Raw genomic sequence first — 25,170 nt, forward strand, 5'->3', positions numbered from 1 at the left:
TTGGGGAACCGGAAGGGGTTGGGGGAATGCAGGGAATCTCTGTCGACAGCCTGGTCATCGGCATCGCGTCGTCACCGGCCGAACGCCGACAGCTGGCCCGACTACTCGGCGGAAGCGACGCCTTCCTGATCGTCTCGACAGTCGACCAGGCACGGGAGTTCCTCGGGGTGGTCGAGACACCTCCCGTTCCGACTCCCCCGGTCACCGGCGTGCTCGCCGACGTCGCGCCGAGCCCACCGCCGCCGCCACCGGACCTGACAGTCGACTCCGACCGGCGGGTGCTGCGGTGGCGCGACCAGGAGATCAACCTGACCCGCCTGGAGCACGACGTCCTGCTCTGCCTGGTGCACGCGCCCGGGCAGATCTGGACCTACGAGCGCCTGCACCTCGAGGTCTGGGGCAACCGGCACCTCGGCCGCGGCTCCGACATGCACTCGGTGGTCCGCCGGGTACGCGGCAAGCTCGCCAGGCTGAACGCCGCGGCGACGATCCACTCGGTACGCGGGGTCGGCTTCCGGCTCGTTCCGGTCTGATCCGCCGGACACGGTCCGGCCCGCCTGGTCGGACACCAGGCGGGCCGGACGTGATCGCTACCGTTCGGGTGTCAGCACCGGATCGGCGCCAACCCGAAGTCCTCCACGGTCGGAGTGGTGCTGTTGATCTTCGTCTGACGGGTCTGCGGCTTCCAGCCGTCCTTGGCGACGATCATCGTGATGGGGTTGTTGCGGCGGTCCACCCAGTAGGCGTACTTGCCCTGGGCGTCGGTCGCGAAGGTCCACGACGACGCCCACGAGTCGACCTGCACGACCGCGCCGGTGAGCGGCGAGGTCGCACCCTGGCAGTTGGTGCCGGTGACCGTACCCATGAGCTTGCCCCAGGTCTTCGGGGGGTTCACGGTCATGGTCACCGCGACCGGCGCGACCGAGTACGGCGTGTTCTCCGAGATCGCGACCGCGCCGGAGTAGGTGCCCGGCTGGTCCACGTTCGCCGTCATCGTGACGGTGACCGTGACCTTCGCACCCGGCGCGAGGGTGGCCGCCGACTTGTCGATGGCGAACCAGCTCACGTCGGCCGCCGACTCGGCGCAGCCCTCGAAGCCGGGCAGCGCCTCGCTGTCCGCCGCCGCGTCGAAGCTGCCGGACGAGCCGCCGATCTTGTAGAAGCCGCACGCCGCCCCACCGCGGTAGCGCGGCGTGTTGGCGTTCGGCAGGTTCGACCACGAACCGGTGCCCGGGTCGAAGGCGAAGCCCGCGTTGCTGATGGCGCCACCCTGCGAACCGCCGACGACGAGGAGCTTGCCGTTGGCGACGGCGTACGAGCTGGCCCAGTTGTCGGTCGGCGCGTCGGCGACCGTGCTCCAGGTGTTGGCGCCCGGGTCGTAGGCGTAGCTGGACTTCAGCGCGGCGGCCCCGTCGTTGCCGCCGGTGCAGTAGACGATGCCGTCGATCCCGCCGCAGGAGGCGAACGCCACCGACTTCGGGTAGTTGGCAAGCGTCGTCCAGGTGTCAGTGGCCGGGTCGTACCGGACCACGCTGTTCGACATCGGCGTGCAGCCTGCGGTGGTGCAGCCGCCGATGGCGTACAGCTTGCCGTCGACGACGGCCTGACCGGCCGCCGATCGCGGCGCCGGGTTGTCGGCCAGCTCGGTCCAGGCGTTGGCCCCCGGGTCGTACGACCAGGTGGCCGAGTCCGGCCCCGACTCACCCCAGCCACCGGTGACGATGATCTTGCCCTCCACGGCGCCGGCCGTCAGGGCGTTACGGGCGCCGGGAAGGTCGGCGATCGCCGTCCAGGTCTGCGCGACCGGGTCGTAGGCGTAGTTCTTCGTGGTGGAGGCGCTCCCGTCGCCACCGCCGAGCGAGTAGACCTTGCCGGCCAGGTTCACCACCCGGTTGTCCATGATCGTGGACGGGTAGTCGGCGATGTCGGTCCACGGCGCGGCCTGCGGGCCGACCCCCGCGGTGGCCGCCTTGGCCGCCTTGCCGGACGCCTTCGCGGCGAAGGACGTCGCGGCGTTGAGCCGCTGCTCCGGCGCGCCGGAGCCGCCGAGCACCTGCTGCCTGGTGACCTTGGACCCGTCCGCCCGCAGGAGTTCGAACCCGTTGTCCCGCTCACCGAACTTGACCTCGACCGGCGCGCCGCCGGTGTTGGTCACCGTGAACGTCTTACTGGCCTTGCCGCTGGGCATCTGGACCGTGGCGCTCACCTGCGTCGGCGTCACCGACAGCCGGCCGGCCGCGAGCTGGAAGTTCGCGACGGTCGCCCAGTCGGCCTCGACGTCGACCTGCTTGGTCTGGCTGACGTAGTTGCCGGCCGTCGCCGTGAACGGGTGCGTGCCGGTGAGCGTCGAGTAGATCCAGTAGAAGCCGTCGGCCAACTCCGGGTCGTCCGGGGTCGCCACGGTGACGGCCTTCTCGGCCGGCCGGTCCTTGCTGGTGACGGTCGCGCCGTTGACGTAGCTGTTGTCGTTCTTGTCGCGGACGTTGCCGACGACCAGCCCGCCGTCGACCGGCACGCAGGTGATCTGGCTGCCGATCAGGACGTTGTCGACCTCCCACCACCACTCGTAGGACGCGTCGTAGTAGTGGAACCGGACCTGCACCTGCGCCTGACCGGCCGCCTGCGGGATCGGGATCTCGGTCAGCTTCGGGCCCCGGACGTCGGTCTCCTGCCGGAGCACGTTCGTCCAGGTGGCACCACCGTCGATGCTGAGGTCCACGTCGGCGGTGTCGTCGTTGAGCTGGTTGAAGTCCTGGTTGAACCGGATGACCGGGGCCGTGACGCCGGTCAGGTCGACCACCGGGCTGACCAGGGAGGTGTCCTGGCTGGTGCCGGCACCGTAGTTGTCGCTGTCGATCATCGCGAAGTTGCCGCTGCCGCCGGTCAGGTTGCCCCGGTCGCCGTCGTCGGTGAACGTCCAGACCTGACCGCTGCCCGCGTTGTCCACGACGGTCCAGCCGGCCGGCGTGGTCGTGGCGTCGAAGGTCTCGTACTCACCGTCGGAGCCGGTCGTGTATCCGGGCGCGGTGGTGCAGACGGTGGTGTCCACCGGCACCGCGACGTTCGCGGTGGCGTTGCCCGAGCCGACCACGACCTGCTTGGTGACGGTCTGGTAGCCCGGGTACTGCGACTCGTACTTCAGGGTGTAGGTCTGCCCGGCCGGCAGCTTGAGGCTGTAGCGGCCGTTCGACGGGGTGGTGTAGTCGTAGACGCCGGCCACCCCGGTGACCGTCACCTTCGCGTACAACGGCCAGCCGTGGCCGGAGCCGTCCGTGACCGCCCCGGTGACGTTGACACTCGCCACCGGCGTCAGCGCGACGTTGAGCGTGGTGGTCGTGGCCTTGGTGACAGTCGCCGGCTTCGTGGTGCTGCCGTAGCCGAAGGCCGCCACGGTGACCTGGTAGTCGCCGGTCGGGAGCTGGGTCGAGTAGGTGCCGGTGGCGCCGGTGGTCACCTCACGGGTGGTCGGGCCGGTGAGCGTCACTGTCGCGCCGGCGATCGGGGCGCCGGTGGCCGCGTCGGTGACGGTGCCGGCCAGGGTGCCGATGTCGCCGGTGGGCGCGGCGGTGAGCAACGCGAGGGCGTCCAGCCGGCCTTCGCCGTAGACGTTGTTGTCGGCCGCGGTGCCGCCGCACTGGGCGTCGGCCTTGTCGATCGCGGTGCCGTTGAGCAGCGCACGGGTCGCGTCGATGTCGCCGATGAGGGACGGGGCCGCCGAGTACAGCAGCGCGATCGCGCCCGCGAGGTGCGGCGCGGCCATCGAGGTGCCGCTGCTGCTGCCGTAGGCGTTGCCCGGGATGCTCGACCGGACGTTCACGCCGGGGGCCGAGATGTTGGGCTTGATCTCACCGTCCTGCCCGGTGCCCCGGGCGGAGAAGCCGGCGATGTTGTTGTTGACGTCGTACGCGCCGGTCGAGTAGTTGTCGGCGAGGCTGCCGGGCGAGCCGCTGGTCTGGCATGCCGGCCCGCTGTTGCCGTTGGACCAGACGCCGAAGATCCCGGACGCGGCCCAGGCGTCCGTCACGTCCGTCATGAAGGGCTCGTTGGACGGGTCCCGGGTGCCCCACGAGTTGTTGATGACGTTGGGTCGCTTGCTCGCGTCCGCGTTCTGGCCGTTGAGGTCGAGCGGTTCGAGCATCCACTGCCCGGACTCGATGAGAGCGGCGTCGCTGGGGCAGCAACCGTTCGCCGCGATCCACTTGACCCCGGGGGCGACACCGATCTGGTTCGCGCCGTCGGAGCCGGCCATGGTGCCCATCGTGTGCGTACCGTGGCCGTCGTCGTCGCAGGGGCCGGTCTCGCAGGTGCCGGCGGCGTCGAACCAGTTGTAGTTGTGGTCGAACGTGCCGTCGCCGTTGTTGCCGCGGTAGGAGTTCACGAGCGCCGGGTGGTCGAACTGGACCCCGCTGTCGATGCTCGCGACGGTGATGCCCTCGCCCTTGACGCCGAACTGGGACCAGACGTCGTCGGCGTTGATGTTGGCGATGCCCCACTCGACGGCGTTCGCGGTCTTCTCGTCGGTGCCCTTGATCGTCTCGGGCACCTTGTAGGTGACCGGGGCGTAGAGGCCCTCGACCTCGGCGTGGTTGGCGAACGTCTGCGCCATCGCCAGGGAGCCGCTGTTCACCTTTATCGCGTTGGTGACCCAGAAGGTCTGGTACTTCGCGCCCGAGCTGTCGAGTTCGGCCCGGATCTTGCCCTGGCTCGCCGCGGCGGTCTTGCGCAGAGCGTCCGCGACCGCCGTGCCGCGCTTCGACCAGTCCTTGATGGCGCTGGCCTTGCTCAGGTCCGCCCGGTCCTTGAACCGGATCCAGAAGTCCCCTTCACTCTTGGCCTGGAGCTGCTGTGCGAGCTCCGGTCGGATCTTGTCTCCCGCCCCCACCGCGCCGCCCGGCGCGGCCTGCGCGCCGGATCCGATGGTGACCAAGCATGTGGCGGTGAGGATCGTCGCCGCCCCGGCGCTGACCAGCGATCTGGCCGCGCGCCCCCATTGTGGACGTCTGAACATCGGTGCTGCCTCCCTCAGAACGACCCAGGGTGTCAATGGGCCATGGTGAGGGTGCGGGAGGATCGTCTCGGCGGGCCGAGAGATCGAACCCCCCATGCCTCCCCATGCACCGCGCGGGTCACGCCGGTTGCCCGACTGGACACTATGATCGAGAAGAACGGACGATCAAGAACTTGCCGTGAGCAACTTGTCGCTAAGAGTTGTCCCGCTGGTGACGCGCTTGCCAATCATTGTCAGGACCATGACGATAGCTGGGCAGGGATGCCCATCGATCCCGGGCGGTGCTGTGGCCGAGGACGACGAGGCGACGTTGGATCGGGGCGATCCGGCCGACGAGCCGTTCCCGCTGTTGATCGCGGTGACCTCGTCGCCGGCCGAACGGATCCGGCTCGCCGAACGCCTCGACGGCATCGCGCCGTTGCTGCTGGTGGCCGACCTCGACGAGCTACGCCGACTGATCGCCGCGCCACAGCAGCCGTCCACCACATCGTCCGGGCCGACGCCCGCCGCCAACACGGCCCTGGTGATCGACTCCGCCCGGTCCGTCGCCCGCTACCGGGATCGCGAGGTCGACCTCACCCGACTGGAGCACGACCTGCTGATCTGCCTGACCACCGAGCCGGTCCGGGTCTGGAGCTACGCCGACCTGCACCGGTCGGTCTGGCGGGACGAGGGGCGCGAGCGCAGGGCGGACGTGCAGTCCCTGGTGAAGCGGCTACGACGCAAGCTGCACGAGCTAGACACCGGGGCCAGCATCGAAGCCGTCCGAGGCGTCGGGCTGCGGCTGACCGACCGTCGCCACCCACGCATCGAAAGAGCCTGACGCCTGCCTGATGTGGGCAGGCGGGGCGCGTGCGGCCGGACACGTCGCCGCATAAACCGGCCCCATCGGGGTACGGGACCAAGATCAGCATCACCGATGCGACGCAGAACGCAGGTAAGGAGAGTCAGCATGGCATTCCCGAACACCTCGACGGTGTCCATCGGCCTCACGTCGGCCGCGCACGTCGGAATCGCGGTGAGTGACCTTGACCGCTCGGTCGCGTTCTACCGGGCCCTGCTCGGCGCGGAGCCGGTCGTCCGGGACGAGAGCATGCACGGCGCCGGGTTCGCGCAGTCGCAGGGGCTGCCGACGACGAAGCTGCGGTACGCCACGTTCAACCTCGACAACCTCGGGATCGACCTGATCCAGTTCCAGGAGCCGGTCGGTGACGCCGCCCAGGTCGCCGCCAACCGGCCCGGCTCGATGCACCTGTGTTTCCAGGTCGACGACGTACGGTCGGTCTTCGACCGGATGAGCGCTGCCGGGATCGAGTTCCTCGGGCAGCCGTACACGTTCGCGCCCGGCGAGGTGAACCCGCCGGCCGCCGTCGGCACCGAGGTCGCGTACTTCAACGACCCCGATGGCACCAACCTGGAGATCATCGCGCCCAAGGGCGGGTTCTCCCGCGAGTGATGTCGACGTGGGGTGCGGGCCGGTTCCCGGCCCGCACCCCCGTCGCTCTTGCCGGCCGGCTCAGCGGCCTGCGCCGCCCGGTGACCCTGGTATTCCTGGCTCGGAGGGCATTCGGGTGATCGGCGGTAGGACCAGGGCGATCAGGGCGACGATCGCGATGACCGTGAACGGCAGCGTGTAGCTCTTGCCGCTCGCCTCGTAGAGCACCGACGTGACAAGCGGGCCGACCACGCCGCCGATGCTCCAGGCCACGATCATCGCGCCGTAGATGGCGCCGCCGTTGGGCGTGCCGAAGTAGTCCGCAGCGGTGGCGGGCATCGTGCCGAATCCACCGCCGTAGGCGAGGTAGACCAGGGCGGCCAGGACGGCGAAGAGCGCCAGGGACGCGGCGTGCGGCAGGATGAAGAAGCAGATCGCCTGGAGCAGCAGCATCCCGAGGAACGCCGGCATCCGCCCGGTGCGGTCGGACAACCACGCCCAGGCCACCCGCCCGGCCCCGTTGAACAGACCGAGCACGCCGACCAGGGTGGCGGCGGCCGCCGCACTGGCGCCGGTGATGACCTGGGCGGCATCGGACGCCTGCGAGATCAGCGCGATGCCACAGGTGACGTTGAGCGCGAGGATGCCGGTGAGCAGGTACCACTGCCGGGTGCGCAGGGCCTCCCGCAGGGTGTAGACCCGGGTGCCGGCGAGGGCGCGACCAGCGGTCTTCGGCGTGAACCCGGGCACCTGGTAGCCCGCCGGCGGGTTGCGGAAGAACGACGCCCCGAGCAGGATCGCGATCAGGTACGCGACGCCCAGCGGGAAGAACACGTGGGTGGGGTCGTCGGTGCCGTTGAGCAGCCTCTTCGCCACCGGCGCGACGATCACCGCGCCGAAGCCGAACCCGGCGACCGCGATGCCGGTGATCAGGCCGCGCCGGTCCGGGAACCACTTGGCGAGCATCGCGATCGGGGTGATGTACGCGGCCCCCAGGCCGATTCCCCCCAGCACGCCGTAGGTGAGCACCAGCAGCCACAGGTCGTCCTCCGACGACGTGAGCGAGGCCAGCATGTTGCCGACCGCGTAGAGCACCCCACCGCCGAGCGCGACCGGTCGCGGGCCACGCCGGTCCTGGATGCGACCGCCGATCAGGCTGCCGATGAAGATCGTGCCGATCGCCACCTCGAACGGCAGCACGGCCTCCCACTTGGCCCAGCCGAATTCGTCCTGCAACGGCTTGTTGAACACGCTCCACGCGTACACCGCGCCGAGCGCGAGTTGGACGAGCACCGCGGCGACGACGAGACCCCATCGGCCCCGCGTCGGCGCGGATCTTCCTTGATCGGTTGCGGTGTGTGCCATGAGCTGAGTCCCCCGTCTGCTGGCTCATTGGCTGGCGCCTGTTGGTCGAGCTATGTCCGCTCCTCGGCCGGCGACCGGCCCTCCCTGCGGTCGCGCCGTTCCCGTTGCGGCACGACCGTGTACCTGGGGTCGCGCGCCGACGCCATCCCCGCCTCGAAGACGCCGAACCGGGTGGCGACCGACGACGCGACAAGCGCGGCGCCGGAGAGCGCGGACAGCATCCGGCTGCGCCGGCTGAACAACGCGGCGACGGTGCCCACGCCCAGCAGCACCCGCCCGGCCCGGATCAGTCGGCCGCTGCGACCCTGCGTGTAGGGCTCCCCGGTCAGGCCCATCCGCTCCAGCCGGCGACCGCCGACCACCTCGGTGGTCGCCGCGGCGAGGGCGAGTCGCCGCAGCGGGGCGGTCTCCGCGGCGGGCGCCGCGATCAGTCCGACACCGGACGCGGCGGCGAGCGCGCTGCCGGCGAAGACGAACGGCAACGACGGGTACGCGTCGTGCCAGGACGGTACGGCGGTGTCGGCGAGCAGCACCCCGGTGTAGGTGGCAAGCGCCGGGGCGGTGGCCGCGGCGGCCAGGCCGGCGACGTTGCCGACCGGGGGCATCAGCCGGCGGGCGAGGCCGAGCACTCCGTGTTGCGGCAGCCGCGGCGCCAGTTCGGTGATCGCGGCGACACCGGCGAGTGGTCCGAACACGGTGAGGATCCAGGTGCCGACCGACATCGGCGAGGTCAGCTTGGCGACCCGGAGCATGTGGTGGAACCGGGCGGGGCGCCCGAGGTCGTGTACCAGCAGGTACGCGCTGGCGGTGACGCCGCCGAGGGCGGTCCACCGCCCCACCTGACGCAGGCCGGGGCGGCCGGTCAGTTGGGCGCCCGCGCCGATCAGCGCGCCGCCTGCGGCGAGGCCTCCGGTGAACAGGTAGCCGGCGATGTCGTGTTTCCACACCGGCGGTTTGAGGATCGGGCGGCCGTAGTAGGAGGTGAAGTCGGCCACCGGCACGGTCAGTTGCTCGCCGTCGTGACCGCGACCCCGGCCGCCCCGGCGCTGCCCGACGGCCTGGTCGACGCGGTCCTGGAACTCGCGGAACCGGGCGCCGGCCGGCTCGTTCGGTGGACTGTCGGTCATCGTCGACCGCCGACGAACGCGAACACGGTGGCGGCCGTCATGACGAGGGCGGCGAGGCCCGCGCGTTTCCACATGGCCGGCAGGTCACGGGTGGTCACGACCGGGTCGGGTGGCAACCCGTACACCTCGGGCTCGTCCAACAGCAGGAAGAACGCCCCGTCACCACCCACACCGTCGTTGGGGTCGTGCCCGTACAGACGGGCCTCCGGCACGCCCCGCCCCCGCAACGTCGCCACCCGCGTGGCCGCCCGCTCCCGCAACTCGTCCAACGGCCCGTACTGGATCGACTCCGTCGGACACGCCTGCGCACACGCCGGCGTCATCCCCGCACCCAACCGGTCGTAACACAACGTGCACTTCCACGCCCGACCGTCGTCCTTACGCTGGTCGATCACACCGTACGGACACGCCGAGATGCAGTAACCGCAACCGTTGCAGATGTCCTCCTGCACCACCACCGTCCCGAACTCCGTCCGGAACAACGAACCCGTCGGACACACATCCAGACACGCCGCATGGGTGCAGTGCTTACAGACGTCCGACATCATCAACCACCGGAAATCCGAACGCTCCTCCACACCCGTGCCCCGGCCCGGGGGCTGCGCCCCCGGCATCCCCAGGAACTCCGGCTGCGGGCCGGCCGACATGCGCGCCGCCGCGGCGGGCGACCCGGTGGGCAGCCCCGGGTTGGTGCCGGTGTCGACGCTCGTCAGCGCGCCGAGCGCCGCCGTCGCCGGGCTGACCGCCGGCCCGTCCGGGTTATGCGCGAACGCCGGGGTCGCCAGGCCGGCGCGGCGGGGTTGCTCGACGAACGCGACGTGTCGCCACGAGTTCGCGGTCAGCGCGCCGGTGTTGTCGTACGACATGCCGAGCAGGTCCAGGCCGCTCTCCGGCACACCGTTCCACTCCTTGCAGGCCACCTCGCACGCCTTACAACCGATGCAGACACTGGTGTCGGTGAAGAACCCCATCCGCGGCGGCGCGTCCTCGTAACCGGCGTCCGGCGCCGGATCCAACGGGCCGTACAGGGCGTTGGCGTGGGGCATGGGTCAGACCTCCTGGTCCGGGCCGCCGTCGGCGGAGTCGGTCGTGACCTGCGGTGGGTAGTGCGGGCTGAGGTCCCCGGACCGCCGTCGGTAGTCGACGACGAGTTCCTGGAGTTGGAGTCCGCGGGGGCGTCGCCCCGGCTGGATGTCGCAGGTGCCGACCTTGCTCTCCTGGATCAGGACGTTCGGGTCCAGGCTGATGCCGAACAGGTCGTTTGCCGAGTCGCCGGTCACCAGACCCTCGAAACCGAAGTGGTACGGCAACCACACCTGGTGGATGATCCGACCGTCCACCCGCAACGGGGTGAGCCGGTCGGTCACCAGCACCTTGGCCTCGATGGCGGCCCGGGCGGTCACCACGTGCGCCCACCCCAGGTGGGTGAGCCCGCGTTCGACCGCCAGTTCCGGTGACACCTCGACGAACATCTCCGGTTGCAGCTCGGCAAGCGTCCGGACGGTCCGGCTCATCCCACCGGCGGTGTGGTGCTCGGTGAGCCGGCTGACCGTGAACACGTACGGGAAGACCTGGCTGTGCGGTTCCGGTGGGCTCGGGTTGAGTGTGTTGATCGGATGCGTGTAGACCTTGCGGGTCGGGTTGGCCTGCTGCCGGTAGAGCGGGTTACGCACCGGCGACTCCACCGGCTCGTAGTGCGTCGGCATAGGTCCGTCGAGCACGCCGGTGGGCGCGTACAGCCAGCCCTTGCCGTCGCCCTGGAGGATGAACGGGTCGTCGCCGGCGATGCCCGCCACACCCGAGGCGTCGCGCTCCGGCCGGTACGACGGCGGTTTGGTCTTCTCGAAGTCCGGCACGTCGTAGCCGGTCCACTCGGACTTCTCCGCGTCCCACCAGACGTAGCGCTTGCGCTCACTCCACGGGTTGCCGTCCGGGTCGGCGGAGGCACGGTTGTAGAGGATGCGCCGGTTCGCCGGCCACGCCCAGCCCCACTCCGGGGCCACCAGGGACTGCTCCGCGCCGGGCTTGCGGCGGGCGGCCTGGTTGACGCCGTCGGCGTACACCCCGGTGTAGATCCAGCAACCGCCCGCGGTCGAGCCGTCGGCCTTCATCTCGGTGAACGACGACAGCGGCCGGCCGGTCGCCACGTCGTACCCGTTGATCTCGTAGAGCACCGACTCGGCGCTCGGCTCGGCGTGCGGACCGTGCGTGGGGTAGTTCCAGGTGAGATCGAGCAGCGCGCGGTCGCGGGGCCGGGTCGACGACGCCAGCCGTTCCCGGACGATCCGCCCGAGGTGGTAGAAGAACCACAGCTCGGAGCGGGCGTCGCCCGGCGGCTCGACGGCCTTCTCCCGCCACTGCAACAGCCGCTGCGTCTGGGTGAACGTGCCCTCCTTCTCCACGTGCGACGCGGCGGGCAGGAAGAACACCTCGGTACGGCACTCCCCCGTCATGATCTCGCCGGTCTCGATCTCCGGAGCGTTCTTCCAGAACGTGGCGCTCTCGATCTCGAACAGGTCCCGAACCACGAGCCAGTCCAGGTTGGCCATGCCGAGACGCTGCGCCCGGCCGTGCGCGGAGCCGACCGCCGGGTTCTGACCGAGCAGGAAGTACCCCTTGATCTTCCCGTCGATCATGTCGAGCACCTGCTGGTAGGTGCCGTGGTCACCGGTCATCCGCGGCATGTAGCCGTAGCAGTAGTCGTTGTCGGCGGTGGCGGCGTCACCCCAGTACGCCTTGAGCAGGTTGACGCCGTAGGTGCGCGCGTTGCCCCAGAAACCCTTCTGCCCGGGGTGCGCGATGCTGTCCACCCACGTGGCCAGGGTCGGGTGGTTGGCATGGTGCGGCATCGGCAGGTAGCCGGGCAGCAGGTTGAACAACGTCGGGATGTCGGTGGAGCCCTGGATGCTGGCGTGCCCGCGCAGGGCCATGACCCCGCCGCCCGGGCGACCCACGTTGCCGAGCAGCAGTTGGATGATCGCGCCGGTACGGATGTACTGCACGCCCACGCTGTGCTGCGTCCAGCCCACCGAGTAGACGAGCATGCCGGTGCGGTCCCGGCCGGAGTTCTCCGTCCACGCCTGGGCCAGTTCGAGGAACTTCTCCTGCGGGATGCCGCAGACCCGTTCCACCATCTCCGGGGTGTAGCGGGCGTAGTGCCGCTTGAGGATCTGGTAGACGCAGCGCGGGTGCCGCAACGTCTCGTCGCGTTCGGTCTGCCCGCCGACGGGCGCGCCGTGCGACTCGTTCTCCAACCCGGCCGCGGTTTCCCGCTGCGTCTCGCTGTCGCGGGTCGTCTGGTTCTGGCTGTGCCCCTCGTAGCGCCAACTTGCCTGGTCGTAGGTGGCGTTGTCGTCGTTGAAGCCGGAGAAGAGCCCGTGCATGTCCTCGGTGTCGACGAACTCGTCGGTCACGAGCGTCGCGGCGTTGGTGTAGGCGACGACGTACTCCCGGAAGTCCAGCTCGTTGTCCAGGATGTAGCGGATCACCCCGCCGAGCAGGGCGATGTCGGTCCCGGCCCGGATCGGCAGGTACGAGTCGGCCAGCGCGCTGGTGCGGGTGAACCGGGGGTCGACGTGGAACACCTTCGCGCCGCGGCGTTTGGCCTCCATGACCCACTGGAAGCCCACCGGGTGCGCCTCAGCCATGTTCGAGCCCTGGATGACGATCACGTCGGAGTTCGACAGGTCCTGCTGGAACTGGGTGGCGCCGCCGCGACCGAAGCTGGTCCCCAGACCGGGGACGGTGGCGGAGTGTCAAATACGGGCCTGGTTCTCGATCTGGAGCGCCCCCATCGCGGTGAACAACTTCTTGATGAGGTAGTTCTCCTCGTTGTCCAGCGTCGCCCCACCGAGGCTGGAGATGCCGAGCGTCCGGTTCAGCGGGCGGCCCTCGGCGTCGACGTCCTCCCAGGTCTCGTCCCGGGCGGCCAGGACCCGGTCGGCGATCATGTTCATCGCCGTGTCGAGGTCGAGATCCTCCCACTCGGTGCCGTACGGCCGGCGGTAGCGGACCGTGGTCTGCCGCAGCGGGCTGGTCACCAGACTCTTACTGGCCGAACCCTTCGGACACAGCCGACCCCGCGAGATCGGGCTGTCCGGATCGCCCTCGATCTGACTGACCTGGCCGTCCTTGACGTACACCCGCTGACCACAACCGACGGCGCAGTACGGGCAGACCGACCGGGCCATCGAGTCGGCGGTTTCGGTGCGGGCGGTGAGCGCCCGGGACCCGTCGGATTCGGCAGCCGTACCCCGTCCGAGCGGGTCGGTGCCGGTGAGCTGGCGGTAGACCGGCCAGCCCTCGATCCAGCTCCGCACCCCCATCGCCACACCTTCCCGACCAATCACACCAAATGTGAACAGCCTGACAGTAGACGAGGCCAGGACCGGGTCGCAGCGAGATCACAAAGAGTCATGCCTTCCCCGGCCTGATCGAGCAGGCCGGGGAAGGCATGGTGTACGGCGGGGGGTCAGTTCGGCTGGAGCTGACCAACCCGGTGCTCACCGAAGGCGCGGTAGCGACGCAGCTCCCAGAACAGCCAGCCGATGCTGACGATCGCCAGCACGACGAAGACGAGTGAACCGGAGAACGTGTCCCACAGGGTGTGCAGGACGACGACACCCAGGAACGTGCCGAGGAAGCCGAAGAGCCGGCCGACGCTCGGGCTGGCCAACAGCGCCCACAGCGCGCCGGCGGTGAGCCCGGTCCACGCGGTGTGACCGGCGGGCGCGGTCAGACCCCTGATGAACAGCGTCTGCTCCACCGCGCCGATGTTGCCCTGCGAACTCAGCAGCGCGGTGAAGGCGTAACCCATCGTCTCCAGCGCGGCGAAGCCCATGCCGGCGGCGACACCGATGACCAACCCGTCGGAGGGCACCCGGCGGCGATGCTGGGCCACCACCGTGAACAGCAGCACCACCGGGACGATCAGCTTCGCCGACTCCTCGATGAGTGCCACGAACAGCATGGGCAGGGCGCCGAGACCGCGCAGCGTGTCGTACTCCAGCGTGCCGGCGACCACCGTGCCGATCACCCCGCCGAAGAACGCCGAGATCACGAGGACCGACGCCGGCACCTGCCACCGACCGGTACGCGCCTGCGCGAACGTCAGGAACGTCAACGGCACGAGCGTCGCCCCGAGCAGGATCAACGCCGGGACGAAGTTCGGATTCTTGGTGCTGACGAGGGTCCGCAGCACCGCCAGGTAAAGGATCAGCCCGACGACGAGCACTCCGACCCACGCCCACCGGCGCCAACGATCAGCCATACCGCGCAGTCTGGCGGATCGAGGTTACGAACACCAGCCATGGCCCCGAGATCCGGGCGACGCCGGCGCGGGCGGCGAAGGCCGTGAACGGCAACTACGATCTCCCCTCATGCGTCGCACGGGACTGTCGCTGGCACTCGCCGCTCTGCTGGCCCTGTCCGCCTGCACGTCGAAGCCCGAGGAGATCGCCGAGGTCGACGTGGCCGTCTTCCTCGCCGCCGACGTCACGGTGTCGCAGAAGAGCGCCGTGGAGCAGCGACTTCGATCGATGCCCAGCGTCACGGAGGTGTCCTTCGAAACCCGCGAGCAGGCGTACGAGCGTCAGAAGGCGGATCTGAAGGACAAGCCCGACCTGCTGGCGGCCCTCAAGCCGGAGTACGTACGCGAGCTTCTGCACGCCACCGTCAGCGACGCGTCGATCGCCGAGGCGGTCGTGGCGGTGATGGCCGAGGTCGACGGCGTGGAGGACGTGACGCTCAGGATCGCAGACGTCGACCCCCAGCCATCGCGGATCGGCGTCGTCGTCCGGCTGAAGCCGTCGGCGACCGACGAGCAACGAGCCGCCGTGGAGAAGACCGTCCGGGCGCTGCCGACCGCGAAGTCGATCGAATTCGAGGACCGCGACGCCGCGTACGAGCGCCTGCGCGAGCGGTGCAAGGGCAAGGGTGACCTGTCCACGCAGCTCCAACCGCAGATGACGCACGAGTCGTGGCGGTTCGAGATGCCCCTGAACAGAGAAGGGTCCGGAGTCGGCGAGCTGATCGGGCTCGACGGCGTCGACGGCGTGACCCTGGCCCCGCTGGCGATGCTGTAGCGCCTACGGAGAAAGCCGGGGAGTCACCTGGCGCGAGATCCGGCGTGGGTGGCGAGCCAGTTTGGCGGCAGGGGGATGGTGTGGAACCACTCGCGCGATATGTGTCCGTAGAAAGGCGCCTTGAGCACCGGCGTTCCCCCACCGAACCGGGCGGCGGCCGCGGAGGCCCGCCTGACGTTGAACCACCAGCCGCCCCTCCCCCGGGACATGACGATTCTGCCACCGTGGACGATGCCCACGTGACGGGTCGTGGGTGGCAGATTCTGCGTCGTCCACACCCGACCCTGGAAGTAGACGATGGCGTCGATGTTCGACCACTTCTCGCGCATCGCCGGCCGGCCAAAGTCGTCCGGGCCCAGGTAGACGCCCTGCTCGTCAATGGCGAAGAGCAGCTCCCGCCGCATCGCGCTGCTGACGCGACGACGTGACGTGGCGAGGAAGATGACCTCGAACAGCACCCCGAGGATGACGAACAGAAAGCGCACGGACAGGTCCTGCAGGCCGATCACGATCGCCGTCACCGGCAACAGGCTGTACAGCGCCAACGTGAGCCCGGTCCGGGTCCGGCTCCGCCGAACCACGTACGCGGAGGCGCCATCCATTCTCATGACTAGAAGATACGTTGGCGATCAAGAGCCGCCGGCCGCGGTCGGCGGTCCCACAGCACCAGGCCGGCGAGCAGCATCGCGACGCCCAGCCCGACCATGGCCAACCCCACCGCCGTGTGCGCGCTCCCGCTCAGGTGACCGGCCACGATCCATCCGCTGTCGATCCCGAACGCCAACGGCAGCACCCCCTGGGGGATCACCGGGATCCACCCCACCGTGAGCAGTCCGAGTGCCCAGGCGGTCGGCTTGTTCTCCCGGTACCACGCGGCGTCCCACGTCAGCGGGAGCACCGTCTCCGGGGGGCGACTCCGCTGGCCGGCTGCGGCGAGCACGTCGGTCGCGCGTCGGGCGAGGCGTTCGTCGGCCAACCAGATGCCGCTCCACCAGGCGGCGGCACCACTGACCAGCCCGACCAGCGGCAGCAGCGGCGCCACCTCCGGCGGACCCCAGACCACGAGCGCGAGCACCGGCGCGGCGGCCACCAGCCCCGACCCGGTGGCGACCAGCACGCTGACGATGTCGGTGGGGTTGTCGGCCGAGGTGGGGTGCCGTGGGTCGGCGACCGGCCGCACCCGCAGCAGCGACACCCACACCGGCACCGCCGCGCCCGCCCCGAGCAGCGCCGGCAGGGTGGACAGCGCGGCCAGCGGGTCGACGTCGGGGGCGAGGAGGACACCGGCGACGGCGAGCAGCACCCCGATCGGGGTGACAAGCACCAGCCAGGCCAGGGCCCGACCTCGGACCTCGGCCCGTTCGCCGCCCGGCGTGGTGAGCGGCAGCCACAACGCGGTGCCGTCCAGCCCGACCAGCCCGGCCGACATCGCCGCCGCGCCGAGCACGGCGAACGACCCGGCCCACGGCAGCAGCAGGTCGACGTCGGACAGCAGCGGCAGCCCGGCGAGCAGCGCGCCGTAGACCACCGCGAACGCCAGGTACTGCACCCGCAGCGGATGCCGCATCCAGGCCCGCAGCTCACGGCCGGCGACCGCCCGCGTCGCCGCCGGCACCCACGCCCGCCAGCCGCGCTCCGGACGCCGGTCCCCGGCCGCTGCCGCCGCCGTGGTCCCGCGCCGCGCGGCGGGCTGGTCGCCGCCGCGCCGGACGAGCGGGAGCGCGGTGATCCCGCGCGGCCGGAACGGCACGCCCGTGGTGATCACCCTTCGCACCAGCATGAGGTACGCGGCGGCGCCGAGCGCCACGATGCCCACCAGGGCCGCCATCAGGCGCACCCCCTGCCCGGTTGGTCCGGACGCGGCGGTGACCGGCCAGGCGCTCGGCACGTACCCCATGGCACCGACGACCTCCTCCGGCGCTGCCACGAGCAGGACCGACACCCACGGGAAGACCGCCCAGAGCGACCCGGCGACACCCATCGCCGTGCCGGTGAAGACGCCGGTGAGCAGCGCCCCGGCCGGACCACCCGCGTGGCCGACGATCTCCAGTGCGATCGCCGAGCCGATCAGTCCGCAGAGCCAGAGCAGCACCGCGCCGACGGCGGCGACGAGGACCGCGACAAAGCCGTGCCGAGCGGCGTGCACGGGCAGCGCGGCGAGCGCCACGAGCGAGACGGCAGGGCCGACGCCGATCGCCGACGCGGCGAGCAGACCTGTCGCGGCCGGGACGCCGCCGATCGGCTCCAACCGTAGGTGTGCTGGACGGACCCGGCCACGCCCGCCGCCGAGCAGCAGCGGCAACACGATCCAGCCGAGCACCCACGCCCCGACGAGCAGGGCGAGGGTGTGCTGGTCACCGCGCAGCGCGTACCGGATCAGCCAGCCGGCGGCGAGCAGACCGGCCAGGCCGGCCACCGTGGGTCCCGGATGCTCGCGCAGTGAGCGACGCAGCATGGCCGCGCGCATCCGGGCCGGCACCGCGATCGTGCGCAGGGCGCCGGCCAGCGCGGCGTCAGGTTGCGCGCTCATCGTGCCTCGGTCAACCAGTCCAGGCCGGCGCTGCCGGAGGCGTCGGCGCCGACCAACTCGACGAACCGTTCCTCCAGGCTGCTGCCGGCGGCGACCTCGGTGACCGGCCCGGCGGCGGCGACCCGGCCCTGATGGACGACTGTGACCTCGTCGCACATCTGCTCGACGAGCAGCATCGAGTGGGTGGACAGCACGCAGGTGCCGCCGCCGGCCACGAACCGGCGCAGCACCCGGCGGATGGTGGCCGCGGAGACCGGGTCGACCGCCTCGAACGGTTCGTCGAGCACGAGCAGCCGTGGCGCGTGCAGCAGCGCCTGGGCGAGGCCGAGCTTCTTGCGGGTGCCGGTCGAGCAGTCGGCGAGCGGTGTGCCGGCACCCTTGGCCAGGCCGAGCACCTCGATCAGCTCGGCGGCCCGTTCGGTTGCCGCGACCCGGTGCAGCCCACGCAGGCCGGCGCTGTAGCGCAGCAGTTCGGCGCCGGTGAGGCGCTCCGGGAAGTCGAGGCCGTCGGGCAACACCCCGGTCAGCGCGCGGGTCAGGGCGCGATCGCGCAGCGCGTCGTGCCCGAGGATCCGGATCTCACCGGCGTCCGGAGTGACGAGTCCGACGGCCATCCCGATGGTGGTGGACTTGCCCGCACCGTTGGGACCGACGATGCCGTGGAACGTGCCCGAGTGGACCGTCAGGTCGATCCCGTTCACCGCGCGATGCGCCCCGAAGGACTTCACCAGGCCGCGAATCTCCAGTGCTGGGGTGATCACGCGCCGAGCATAGGTGACCCCTCGCTCCACGGTGGACCGATCGCGGTTCGGACGACGTACACCAGTCGGAAGCGTTGGGTGACCACCGGCGTGTCGTCGTCGACGGTGAACCCGGGGTCGTCCAGCTCGGCGCGTACCTCCGGGCTGTGCCAGAACATCTCGTGCCCCGCCCGCCACTGCGCCACCGACTCGTCCCCCTCGCCCTCGGCCACGGCGTGCCGCAGGTCGACGTCGGCGAGCCGGAGCACTCGTACGTCGGTCAGCTCGATGACCGCGACCCGACGGCCGGCGGAGTCCACCACGGCGGACCGCTGCCCCACCTCGGGCAGCGTTTCGTTCGCGCGCTCGTACCCGATCAGCAGCCCGGTCGTCGACGTCTTCGCCCCGGACAGGATCGCGGCGACGAGGCTGTCGCGCAGCGGCCCCGGAAACGCGAACTCGGCCAGCGGAAGATCATCGAGCGTCATCCACGGAGGGTACGCGATCCGTTGCGCCGAAGGCGCTGGCGGCCCCGGTGGTCGGGGTGCACGCCGATCCTTCGGAACCCGCCGACCTCGATGTTCAGAGGGCGGCGGCGGTCTGGCGCACACCGGACACGCAGTAGACGTCGCCGGAATTCGCCTCGTGTGGCAGGTCGCGCAGGTGTGCCGCCATGTCGCTCGCGGGCACCCACCGCTCGAAGGTCATCGACTTGTCGTCGCCCAGCGCGACGTCGAAGCCGTCGAAACCGAGCACGGTCAGGCGATCGAGACACCGCCCGGCAACCGCGCGCGCGATAGTGGTGAACTCGAACGAGAGCGCCGGCAGCGGCCGGCTCAGGCCGGCCAGCACCTCGTCCTCGAAACCCTCCACGTCGATCTTGGTGAAGCGTGGTGTGCCGTACTCGTCGATCAGCGCGTCGACGGTGACCACCGGGACCTCGATGACCGAGTCCCACACCTCGCCCTCCCACCCACCCGCGCCCCGGGCCGCCCGTACGAAGTCGGGCGAGGCGGTCGACACGGTGGGGTTGGCCGAGTTCACGTGCAACCGGGTGCGGCCGGGGACCGCGCCACACGCGGCTCCGACGAGCGTCACCTGGTCGTCGTCGGCGTAGATCGCACGCAGGGCGCGCAGACACAGCGGCTGCGGCTCCACGGCGACGACGCGGGCGCCGAGGCGACGGAAGCTGCCGATGTGGTCGCCCACGTGGGAGCCGACGTCGAAGACGAGATCCCCGCTGGTGACGAACCGGGAGTAGAAGGCGTCCATCCGCGCGTCCCGTGCGGGATCGCCGTAGTAGACGTCGAGTGACAGGTGCAGCGGGGACATCGCCGGATCGCTCCGGAGCGCGGCGATCCTGGTGTCGGTGGTAGCCGTCATGCGTCTGGGTCCAGTCCGTGAGAGGGGTACGACGGGGGCCGGATCACGGTCCGAAGGCGGTCAGGAACCGGTCCCGGAAGCTGTCCATCCGCCAGACCGGTGCCGACGGTCCCGGCTTCAGCCCGTCCTGCCAGCCCCACCCGGAGATCCGGTCCAGGACCGCCCGGTCCTTCGTGATGATCGAGATCGGGACGTCGTGGCTGGCGTTCTCGCCGGTGACGACCGCAGCGGGCTGGTGGTCGCCGAGGAAGACGAACACGAGGTCGTCGTCTCCGTAGGTCTGCACGTAGGAGATGAGCGTGCTCAGCGTGTACTCGATGGACGTGCGGTAGTCCGCCCGGATCTGGGTGGCGCTCCGGCGCCGGTCGTCGTCCGACTCGCCCGCCCCGGCGGAGCGGAAGACCGCGCCGTCGCCCAGGGACGCCCAGTCGAGCATCGGCGGAACGGGCGTCCAGGGCGCGTGACTGGACACCAGCGCCAGCTCCGTCATCACGTTGCCGTCCGGCCTCGCCTGCTCCAGGCGCTGCCAGCGGGCCAGGGTGTACTGGTCCGGCATGGTGCCGAAACTGAACTTCGGGCCACGGTACGCGAGCGCCCTGGCGTCGTAGAACCGCTGGTAGCCGAAGAAGGACCCCTCCGGCCACGCCCTGCTGACCGCGGGCATCACACCCACGGTCTGCCAGTTCGCCCGCCGGAAGGCACCGTTGAGGGTCAACCTGTCACTCGCCAGCAGGGTGCGGTGCCGCTGGTCGTTGTCGATCCAGAGGCCGGAGAGCAACGTGTCGTGCGCGAGCCAACTGCCGCCACCGAACGTCGGTGAGGTGAGGAAACCGCTCCGCGCGGCGAACCCGGCCGCGCCCAGCCGGCTGGTGCCGCCGTCGAGGACGGCACCCACCTGCGGCGCGAACTCCGGGTCCTCGACGGCGTCCCGTCCGTAACTCTCCACGAAGGCGACAACCACGTTCTTGCCCCGCAGCGCGGTCAACAGTTGGTCGCCCGGGGTGTCACGGAAGCTGTCGGCCTCGATCAGGGTGGAGAACGTCTTCCGGTCGTCGAGGCGCAGGCGCACCTGGAAGCCGTGGCCGTTGGCCAGGGTCGTCGCGGACGTGTCGGCGACCGGTACGGCCGGCCCCACCCGCACGTCGAAGGCGGCGCAGGCCACCCAGACGACCACGAGCGCGGCCACCACCCGGGTGGTCCCGGTGCGGTGCCCGACCACCAGCCGCCGCAGTCGCCGCATCGACAACGTCACCAGGACGGGCAGTCCCACGAGCACCACCGCCAGGACGACCGCGACGCCGATGGCGGCGGGCCGGCCGTAGGACTCGCTGAGGAAGGCGAACCCCTCGTCGAGCAACGCCCAGTCGAGCACCGGGTCGAACGCCCTGCTGAGCGCGGCCGTGAACCCCAGGTCGAGCAGCTTCAGCAGGCCGAGCAGGCCGAGGGCCACGCCGGCGAGGGTGGCGACCAGTCGGCTGCCCCGCCGCGGCAGGGCGAGCAGGAGGGCCACGACCAGCAGCGCCTCCAGGGGGATCCGGACGAACGCCGCCGGGGTGAGGCGGCCGAAGTCGTACGGCACGGTGAGGACGAACACCACGAGCAGCGCGGCCAGGACTGTCGTCAGCCGGGCGACGACGGTACGCGCCGCTCGCCCCGCGCCCACGGTGCCGTCGTCGGCGGTAGCGCCCGGGAGTCCGTCCCTCATCGCCTTTCGCCGTTGGCTCGGCAGCTCACGTACTCGCGTCAAGAGCGACAACCCGGGCATCCTTCCGTGGTCCTGCGGAGTGCGGCGTACGGGCGACTCAGACGCGGGCGATGTCGCCGCGAGCCACGGCGACCGTCGGGCGGTGGCCGCTCACGTGGACCATCGTGGCCGGTACGCCCGGGATGGTGTGGAGTGGGGTGCGGCGACGGTGCCGGGTCACCCACAGCCACGCCACGTCGCGGCCGAACGACTCGATCAGCAGCGCCAGTGACGCCACCAGCACGACTGCCGTCAGCGGTCCGGGCAGCGCGTCTCCCATGGCCACCAGCAGCACCACGCCCTGGATCGCCGCGACCACCTTTCGCCAGTAGCGCGGCGGCAGGGACCCGCGCATCCAGCCCAGCACCCAGCTCGCGGCGACGAAGACGTAGCGCATCGCGCCGATCGCGAGCACCCAGCCGCCCACCGCCGGAGCGACGTGGAGGCAGAGCACCAGCACCAGGAAGGAGTCGATCTCCATGTCGAAGCGGGCGCCCAGCTCACTTGTGGTCCCGGTGCGTCGGGCCGTGTACCCGTCCACCGCGTCGAGGGCCAACGCCACGGCCGTCAGGACGACAAGCACCGCGATCGGCGCCGGCCGGGTGAGCGCGTCCGCGGCCAGGGCCGTCACGCCGCCGACGAGGATCGCCCGGCTCAGGGTCACCCGGTCGGCCGGGCCCAGGCCCCGCGCACCCGACCGGGACAACCCCCGACCGAGCAGGAGGCACAGGCCCACCCCGTACGCCAGGCCGGCCACCCACCCCGCGGCGCCCAGACCGACAGTCCCGGCAAGCACCGCCAGCAGCGCGATCTGCACGAGCAGTCCGATGACCGGACCAGTTCGAACCGTTGACATCGTGCCTCCGCGACTCAGGGGGGTGACTCACCGGGAACACGGAAAATATGACCGATCGGTTCATTCTGAAACGCACGCCGCCACGCTGGCACGGCGGACGCGGAGGAGTCGCCTCGGCCGAGGCGCGCCGACCGGCGCCCCGGCCGTGACGGTGGGCGCCGAGGTCAGCGCGTGCCTGCTCCGGGCGCGCCGAGGGCGTGCAGCGCGGCAGTGGTCACCGGATCGGCGGGGAAGAAGGCTTCGACGGCCAGCCCGGCGACGGTGACGTCCAGCGGGGTGCCGAAGAGGGTGGTGGTGCTGATGAAGGACAGCTCCCGCTCCCCGTGGCGGTACCGCAGGGGGATGACGACACGTGGCCGGTCGGCGCTTGTCGGCGCCACGGCGTCGTCGCCACCGGGATAGCCGCGAAGCTCGTCGAGCAGGTCGGACAGGACCGGGTCGCCAGTCGTCGCGGCCTGCTGACGCAGCCGTGCGAGCAGGTGAGCCCGCCACTCGGACAGGTTGGTGATTCGCGACGCCATGCCGTCGGGGTGCAGGCTGAGCCGCAGCACGTTGATCGGTGGGGTCAGCAGATGGGGTTTCGCGCCAGCGGTGAACAGGGCGACGGCGGGGTTGGCCTCGACGAGCCGCCAGTGCTTGTCGACAAGCACCGCGGGGTACGGGTCGTGCCCGTCGAGCATCCGCCGTACGGCGGCCCGGAGCGGGGCGAGTTCCGGGTCGCCCACCTCGTGGCGGGAATAGGCGGGGGCGTATCCGCCGGCGAGCAGGGCCGTGTTGCGCTCGGCCAGTGGCACGTCGAGCTGCTCCGCCAGCCGCAGGATCAGGTCCGGGCTGGGCCGGGACCGCCCGGTTTCCACGAAGCTCAAATGCCGGGTCGACACCCCCGCCCCGATCGACAGGTCGAGCTGACTCAACCCGCGGGTTCGACGCCAGTCGCGCAGCAGCTCCCCCACCGTTCGGCCCGGCCCGGTCCTGGTCGTCACGCCCCGACCTTAGTGAACAGCACGGGGTTGGCCCCATTACCTGCGACGTAATCGACAGGGAGCACGGGCGCTCGCCATCATTTCCGGCAGGGCGACAACCCGTCCGCGACGAAGGAGAATCATGACCGCGTACGCGCTTGCTCATCTGCGCCGGGCACCCGTCCATGCCGAGGTGCTGGAATATCTGGAGCGCATCGATGCCACTCTGGTGCCCTTCGGTGGCCGGTTCATCGTCCACGCCGGGCCCATCGAGGTGCTGGAGGGTAGCTGGCCGGGCGACCTGGTCATCATCGAGTTCCCCGATCTGGCCACGGCCCGCTCCTGGTACCACTCGCCCGCGTACCAGGAGATCAAACCCCTGCGGACGAGGCACCTCGCGGGCGAGGCGATCCTCGTCGAGGGAGTCGGCGCCAACCACAGCTCGGCGGAGTTGGCCGCCGCGCTCCGGCAGGCCGACGGTTCGTAGCGTCGGGTCATGGCCTCGGCAGGGGCGGTACCACACGGAGCTGGTCCCGGTCGGCGAGCGACCGGGACCAGCGGGTGACGCCGTTCAGGAGGCGGCGATGCCCTCCATGCCGATGCCGTTCTCGAACTTCGGCAGGCCCTCCACGGTGGTGACGAGCTTCAGCGAGCCGTCCTCGTTCACCTCGTAGCCCTGCACGTTGCCGGCGGTGGCGTTCTGTACGTACAGGAAGCCGTCGCTCGTGGTCATGTCGATCGACCCGCCGTTGGTGTCGGCGGCGACGTTCTTGACGATTTCGAGCTTGCCGTCGTCGTTCACCCGGTAGGAGCTGATGGTGGAGCTGCCGGCGTTGGCGACGAAGAAGTAGTCGCCGACGCGTTGGATCCAGCACGGCGCCTGCTGACCGTTGGGCACCGACTCCCCGACCTGGTCGAGCGTGCCGTCGTCGTCCAACTCGAACCGGCTGACCGCGTTCGCGCCCGACTCGGTGACCAGCACCGAGTCCTCGCTGTCGAAGGTGAAGCCGAACGGGGTGTTCCCGGCGTCGCTGATGACGGGGTTCGAGGCCAGCTCGCCGTGGCGGCCGATCTCGTAGCTGAACATGACGTTGTTGCCCTTCGTCGACACCAGGACGAACTCGCTGTCCGGGTCGATCTTGATCTGGGCCGGGGCGGTGGCGAACGCGGGCGGGTTGCCGTTGTGCAGCCCGAGCGAGCGGTTGGCGTCCTCGATCCGCGACAGGTGGCCCTTGTTCAGCTCGAAGCCCTGCACCGAACCCTCGCCACCGGCGTTGACGACGTAGACGAGGTCGCCACGGGCGGCGATGCTGACCGGCAGCAGGCCCCCGGACCAGATGACCTGGAGCTTGTGCAGCTTGGTGCCCTCGACACCGAAGACGGTCACGGTGTTGCTGCCGGCGTTCACGGCGAAGAGCAACCCCTTGTGGTAGATCAGGGAGCCCTGCGAGGCCAGCGCGTCGAGCGGCGCGCCGATGGTGAAGCCGCCCAGCCCGCCGGTCTCGTACTCACCCGCCTTGGTGAGACGGCCGTCCTCGTCGCGGTCGTACACCTTGATGGTGTTGCCCTCGGCCTTGTTGGTCTGGACGAAGAGCGCGCCCTCGTCGCCGTGGTGGTAGTCACCCCCCTTGCGGTCGTCGTGGTATCCGGGGCCGCCACCGTCGGCGAGAGCGGTCCCGGGGGTTGATCCGACGCTGGTCAGACCCGCCAGGAGGGCTGCCGCGAGCGCAACGCTGCGCTTCATCACTGACTCCTTTACGCACACGAAGGGAGGAATACGAGTTTTCCTCTACTTCGAAAGCTATCGGAGGATGTAGTCGTGATAAGTGCCGTTACCCTAAAGGGGTAATTTCGTGCCGTTCCATGAAATGACAGGACGTACGCGCTCCGATGGCATATCGCAAAGCGGACGGCCGGCCCGACCGGGCCGAAACTCG

The 25,170-nt window shown here is 70.5% G+C and carries 18 protein-coding genes and 1 pseudogene; 5 read left to right on the forward strand and 14 right to left on the reverse strand.

What is annotated here, in order from left to right; translation table 11 throughout:
* Positions 1-26: 26 nt before the first annotated feature.
* On the forward strand, positions 27-533 hold the full coding sequence (locus ACPXBU_RS30425) for a winged helix-turn-helix domain-containing protein (RefSeq protein WP_393371575.1): 507 nt from the start codon (positions 27-29) through the stop codon (positions 531-533).
* 71 nt (positions 534-604) lie between these two features.
* On the opposite strand, the gene ACPXBU_RS30430 is transcribed toward ACPXBU_RS30425, so the two are convergent.
* Positions 605-5,008, reverse strand: coding sequence for a S8 family serine peptidase (locus ACPXBU_RS30430; RefSeq protein ID WP_425760830.1), 4,404 nt, complete (start codon positions 5,006-5,008; stop codon positions 605-607).
* A 286-nt stretch (positions 5,009-5,294) separates the two neighbouring features.
* Here ACPXBU_RS30430 and ACPXBU_RS30435 point away from each other — a divergent pair, with 286 nt between their 5' ends.
* Together ACPXBU_RS30435 and ACPXBU_RS30440 are read left to right on the forward strand one after the other, a co-directional pair.
* The gene (locus ACPXBU_RS30435; RefSeq protein WP_425760831.1) at positions 5,295-5,831 is read left to right on the forward strand and encodes a winged helix-turn-helix domain-containing protein; all 537 of its coding nucleotides are present in this window, start codon (positions 5,295-5,297) and stop codon (positions 5,829-5,831) included.
* A gap of 129 nt (positions 5,832-5,960) precedes the next feature.
* Positions 5,961-6,464, forward strand: a complete 504-nt coding sequence (locus tag ACPXBU_RS30440; protein WP_393371584.1) for a VOC family protein — start codon at positions 5,961-5,963, stop codon at positions 6,462-6,464.
* A gap of 60 nt (positions 6,465-6,524) precedes the next feature.
* Here ACPXBU_RS30440 and ACPXBU_RS30445 read toward each other — a convergent pair whose 3' ends face one another.
* The 5 genes from ACPXBU_RS30445 to ACPXBU_RS30465 form a co-directional block, all read right to left on the reverse strand.
* Positions 6,525-7,808 (reverse strand): L-lactate MFS transporter, encoded by a 1,284-nt coding sequence (locus ACPXBU_RS30445; RefSeq protein WP_425760832.1) that lies wholly within the window; start codon positions 7,806-7,808, stop codon positions 6,525-6,527.
* A gap of 50 nt (positions 7,809-7,858) precedes the next feature.
* On the reverse strand, positions 7,859-8,935 hold the full coding sequence (nrfD, locus tag ACPXBU_RS30450; protein ID WP_393371589.1) for an NrfD/PsrC family molybdoenzyme membrane anchor subunit: 1,077 nt from the start codon (positions 8,933-8,935) through the stop codon (positions 7,859-7,861).
* A complete protein-coding gene (locus tag ACPXBU_RS30455; RefSeq protein WP_425760833.1) occupies positions 8,932-9,981 on the reverse strand; it encodes a 4Fe-4S dicluster domain-containing protein in 1,050 nt (349 codons plus the stop codon). Before ACPXBU_RS30455 ends, nrfD begins: the two co-directional genes overlap by 4 nt.
* A 3-nt stretch (positions 9,982-9,984) precedes the next feature.
* A complete protein-coding gene (gene fdh, locus ACPXBU_RS30460; RefSeq protein WP_425760834.1) occupies positions 9,985-13,260 on the reverse strand; it encodes a formate dehydrogenase in 3,276 nt (1,091 codons plus the stop codon).
* A gap of 146 nt (positions 13,261-13,406) precedes the next feature.
* Positions 13,407-14,204, reverse strand: a complete 798-nt coding sequence (locus tag ACPXBU_RS30465) for a PrsW family intramembrane metalloprotease (protein WP_425760835.1) — start codon at positions 14,202-14,204, stop codon at positions 13,407-13,409.
* 109 nt (positions 14,205-14,313) lie between these two features.
* Here ACPXBU_RS30465 and ACPXBU_RS30470 point away from each other — a divergent pair, with 109 nt between their 5' ends.
* Complete coding sequence (locus tag ACPXBU_RS30470) at positions 14,314-15,018, forward strand: permease-like cell division protein FtsX (protein ID WP_425760836.1); 705 nt, start codon at positions 14,314-14,316, stop codon at positions 15,016-15,018.
* A 23-nt stretch (positions 15,019-15,041) separates the two neighbouring features.
* Here ACPXBU_RS30470 and ACPXBU_RS30475 read toward each other — a convergent pair whose 3' ends face one another.
* The 7 genes and pseudogenes from ACPXBU_RS30475 to ACPXBU_RS30505 all read right to left on the reverse strand — a co-directional run bounded on the left by ACPXBU_RS30475 (position 15,042) and on the right by ACPXBU_RS30505 (position 23,254).
* Positions 15,042-15,539 carry a hypothetical protein gene (locus tag ACPXBU_RS30475; RefSeq protein WP_425760837.1) on the reverse strand — a complete coding sequence of 166 codons (498 nt, stop codon included), beginning with the start codon at positions 15,537-15,539 and terminating at the stop codon, positions 15,042-15,044.
* A gap of 89 nt (positions 15,540-15,628) precedes the next feature.
* The gene (locus tag ACPXBU_RS30480) at positions 15,629-17,548 is read right to left on the reverse strand and encodes a hypothetical protein (RefSeq protein ID WP_425760838.1); all 1,920 of its coding nucleotides are present in this window, start codon (positions 17,546-17,548) and stop codon (positions 15,629-15,631) included.
* Positions 17,545-18,309 (reverse strand): ABC transporter ATP-binding protein, encoded by a 765-nt coding sequence (locus ACPXBU_RS30485; protein ID WP_393371606.1) that lies wholly within the window; start codon positions 18,307-18,309, stop codon positions 17,545-17,547. The genes ACPXBU_RS30480 and ACPXBU_RS30485 overlap by 4 nt, the downstream gene beginning before the upstream one ends.
* Positions 18,306-18,776 carry an ASCH domain-containing protein gene (locus ACPXBU_RS30490; RefSeq protein WP_425760839.1) on the reverse strand — a complete coding sequence of 157 codons (471 nt, stop codon included), beginning with the start codon at positions 18,774-18,776 and terminating at the stop codon, positions 18,306-18,308. The genes ACPXBU_RS30485 and ACPXBU_RS30490 overlap by 4 nt, the downstream gene beginning before the upstream one ends.
* A gap of 94 nt (positions 18,777-18,870) precedes the next feature.
* Entirely contained in the window at positions 18,871-19,671 is an 801-nt protein-coding gene (locus tag ACPXBU_RS30495; RefSeq protein WP_425760840.1) for an FkbM family methyltransferase, read from the reverse strand.
* Positions 19,672-19,714: 43 nt separating this feature from the next.
* Positions 19,715-22,271, reverse strand: a pseudogene (locus ACPXBU_RS30500) (CDP-alcohol phosphatidyltransferase family protein).
* A 164-nt stretch (positions 22,272-22,435) separates the two neighbouring features.
* Positions 22,436-23,254: a helix-turn-helix domain-containing protein gene (locus tag ACPXBU_RS30505; RefSeq protein ID WP_425760841.1), complete on the reverse strand. Its 819-nt coding sequence runs from the start codon at positions 23,252-23,254 to the stop codon at positions 22,436-22,438.
* A gap of 121 nt (positions 23,255-23,375) precedes the next feature.
* Here ACPXBU_RS30505 and ACPXBU_RS30510 point away from each other — a divergent pair, with 121 nt between their 5' ends.
* Complete coding sequence (locus tag ACPXBU_RS30510; RefSeq protein ID WP_425760842.1) at positions 23,376-23,720, forward strand: DUF1330 domain-containing protein; 345 nt, start codon at positions 23,376-23,378, stop codon at positions 23,718-23,720.
* Between the two features lie 84 nt (positions 23,721-23,804).
* Here the strand turns inward: ACPXBU_RS30510 and ACPXBU_RS30515 are convergent, their stop codons facing one another.
* A complete protein-coding gene (locus ACPXBU_RS30515) occupies positions 23,805-24,977 on the reverse strand; it encodes a lactonase family protein (protein ID WP_425760843.1) in 1,173 nt (390 codons plus the stop codon).
* Positions 24,978-25,170 lie beyond the last annotated feature (193 nt).

The organism is Micromonospora sp. DT231 (assembly GCF_049847025.1).
Lineage (GTDB): Bacteria > Actinomycetota > Actinomycetes > Mycobacteriales > Micromonosporaceae > Micromonospora.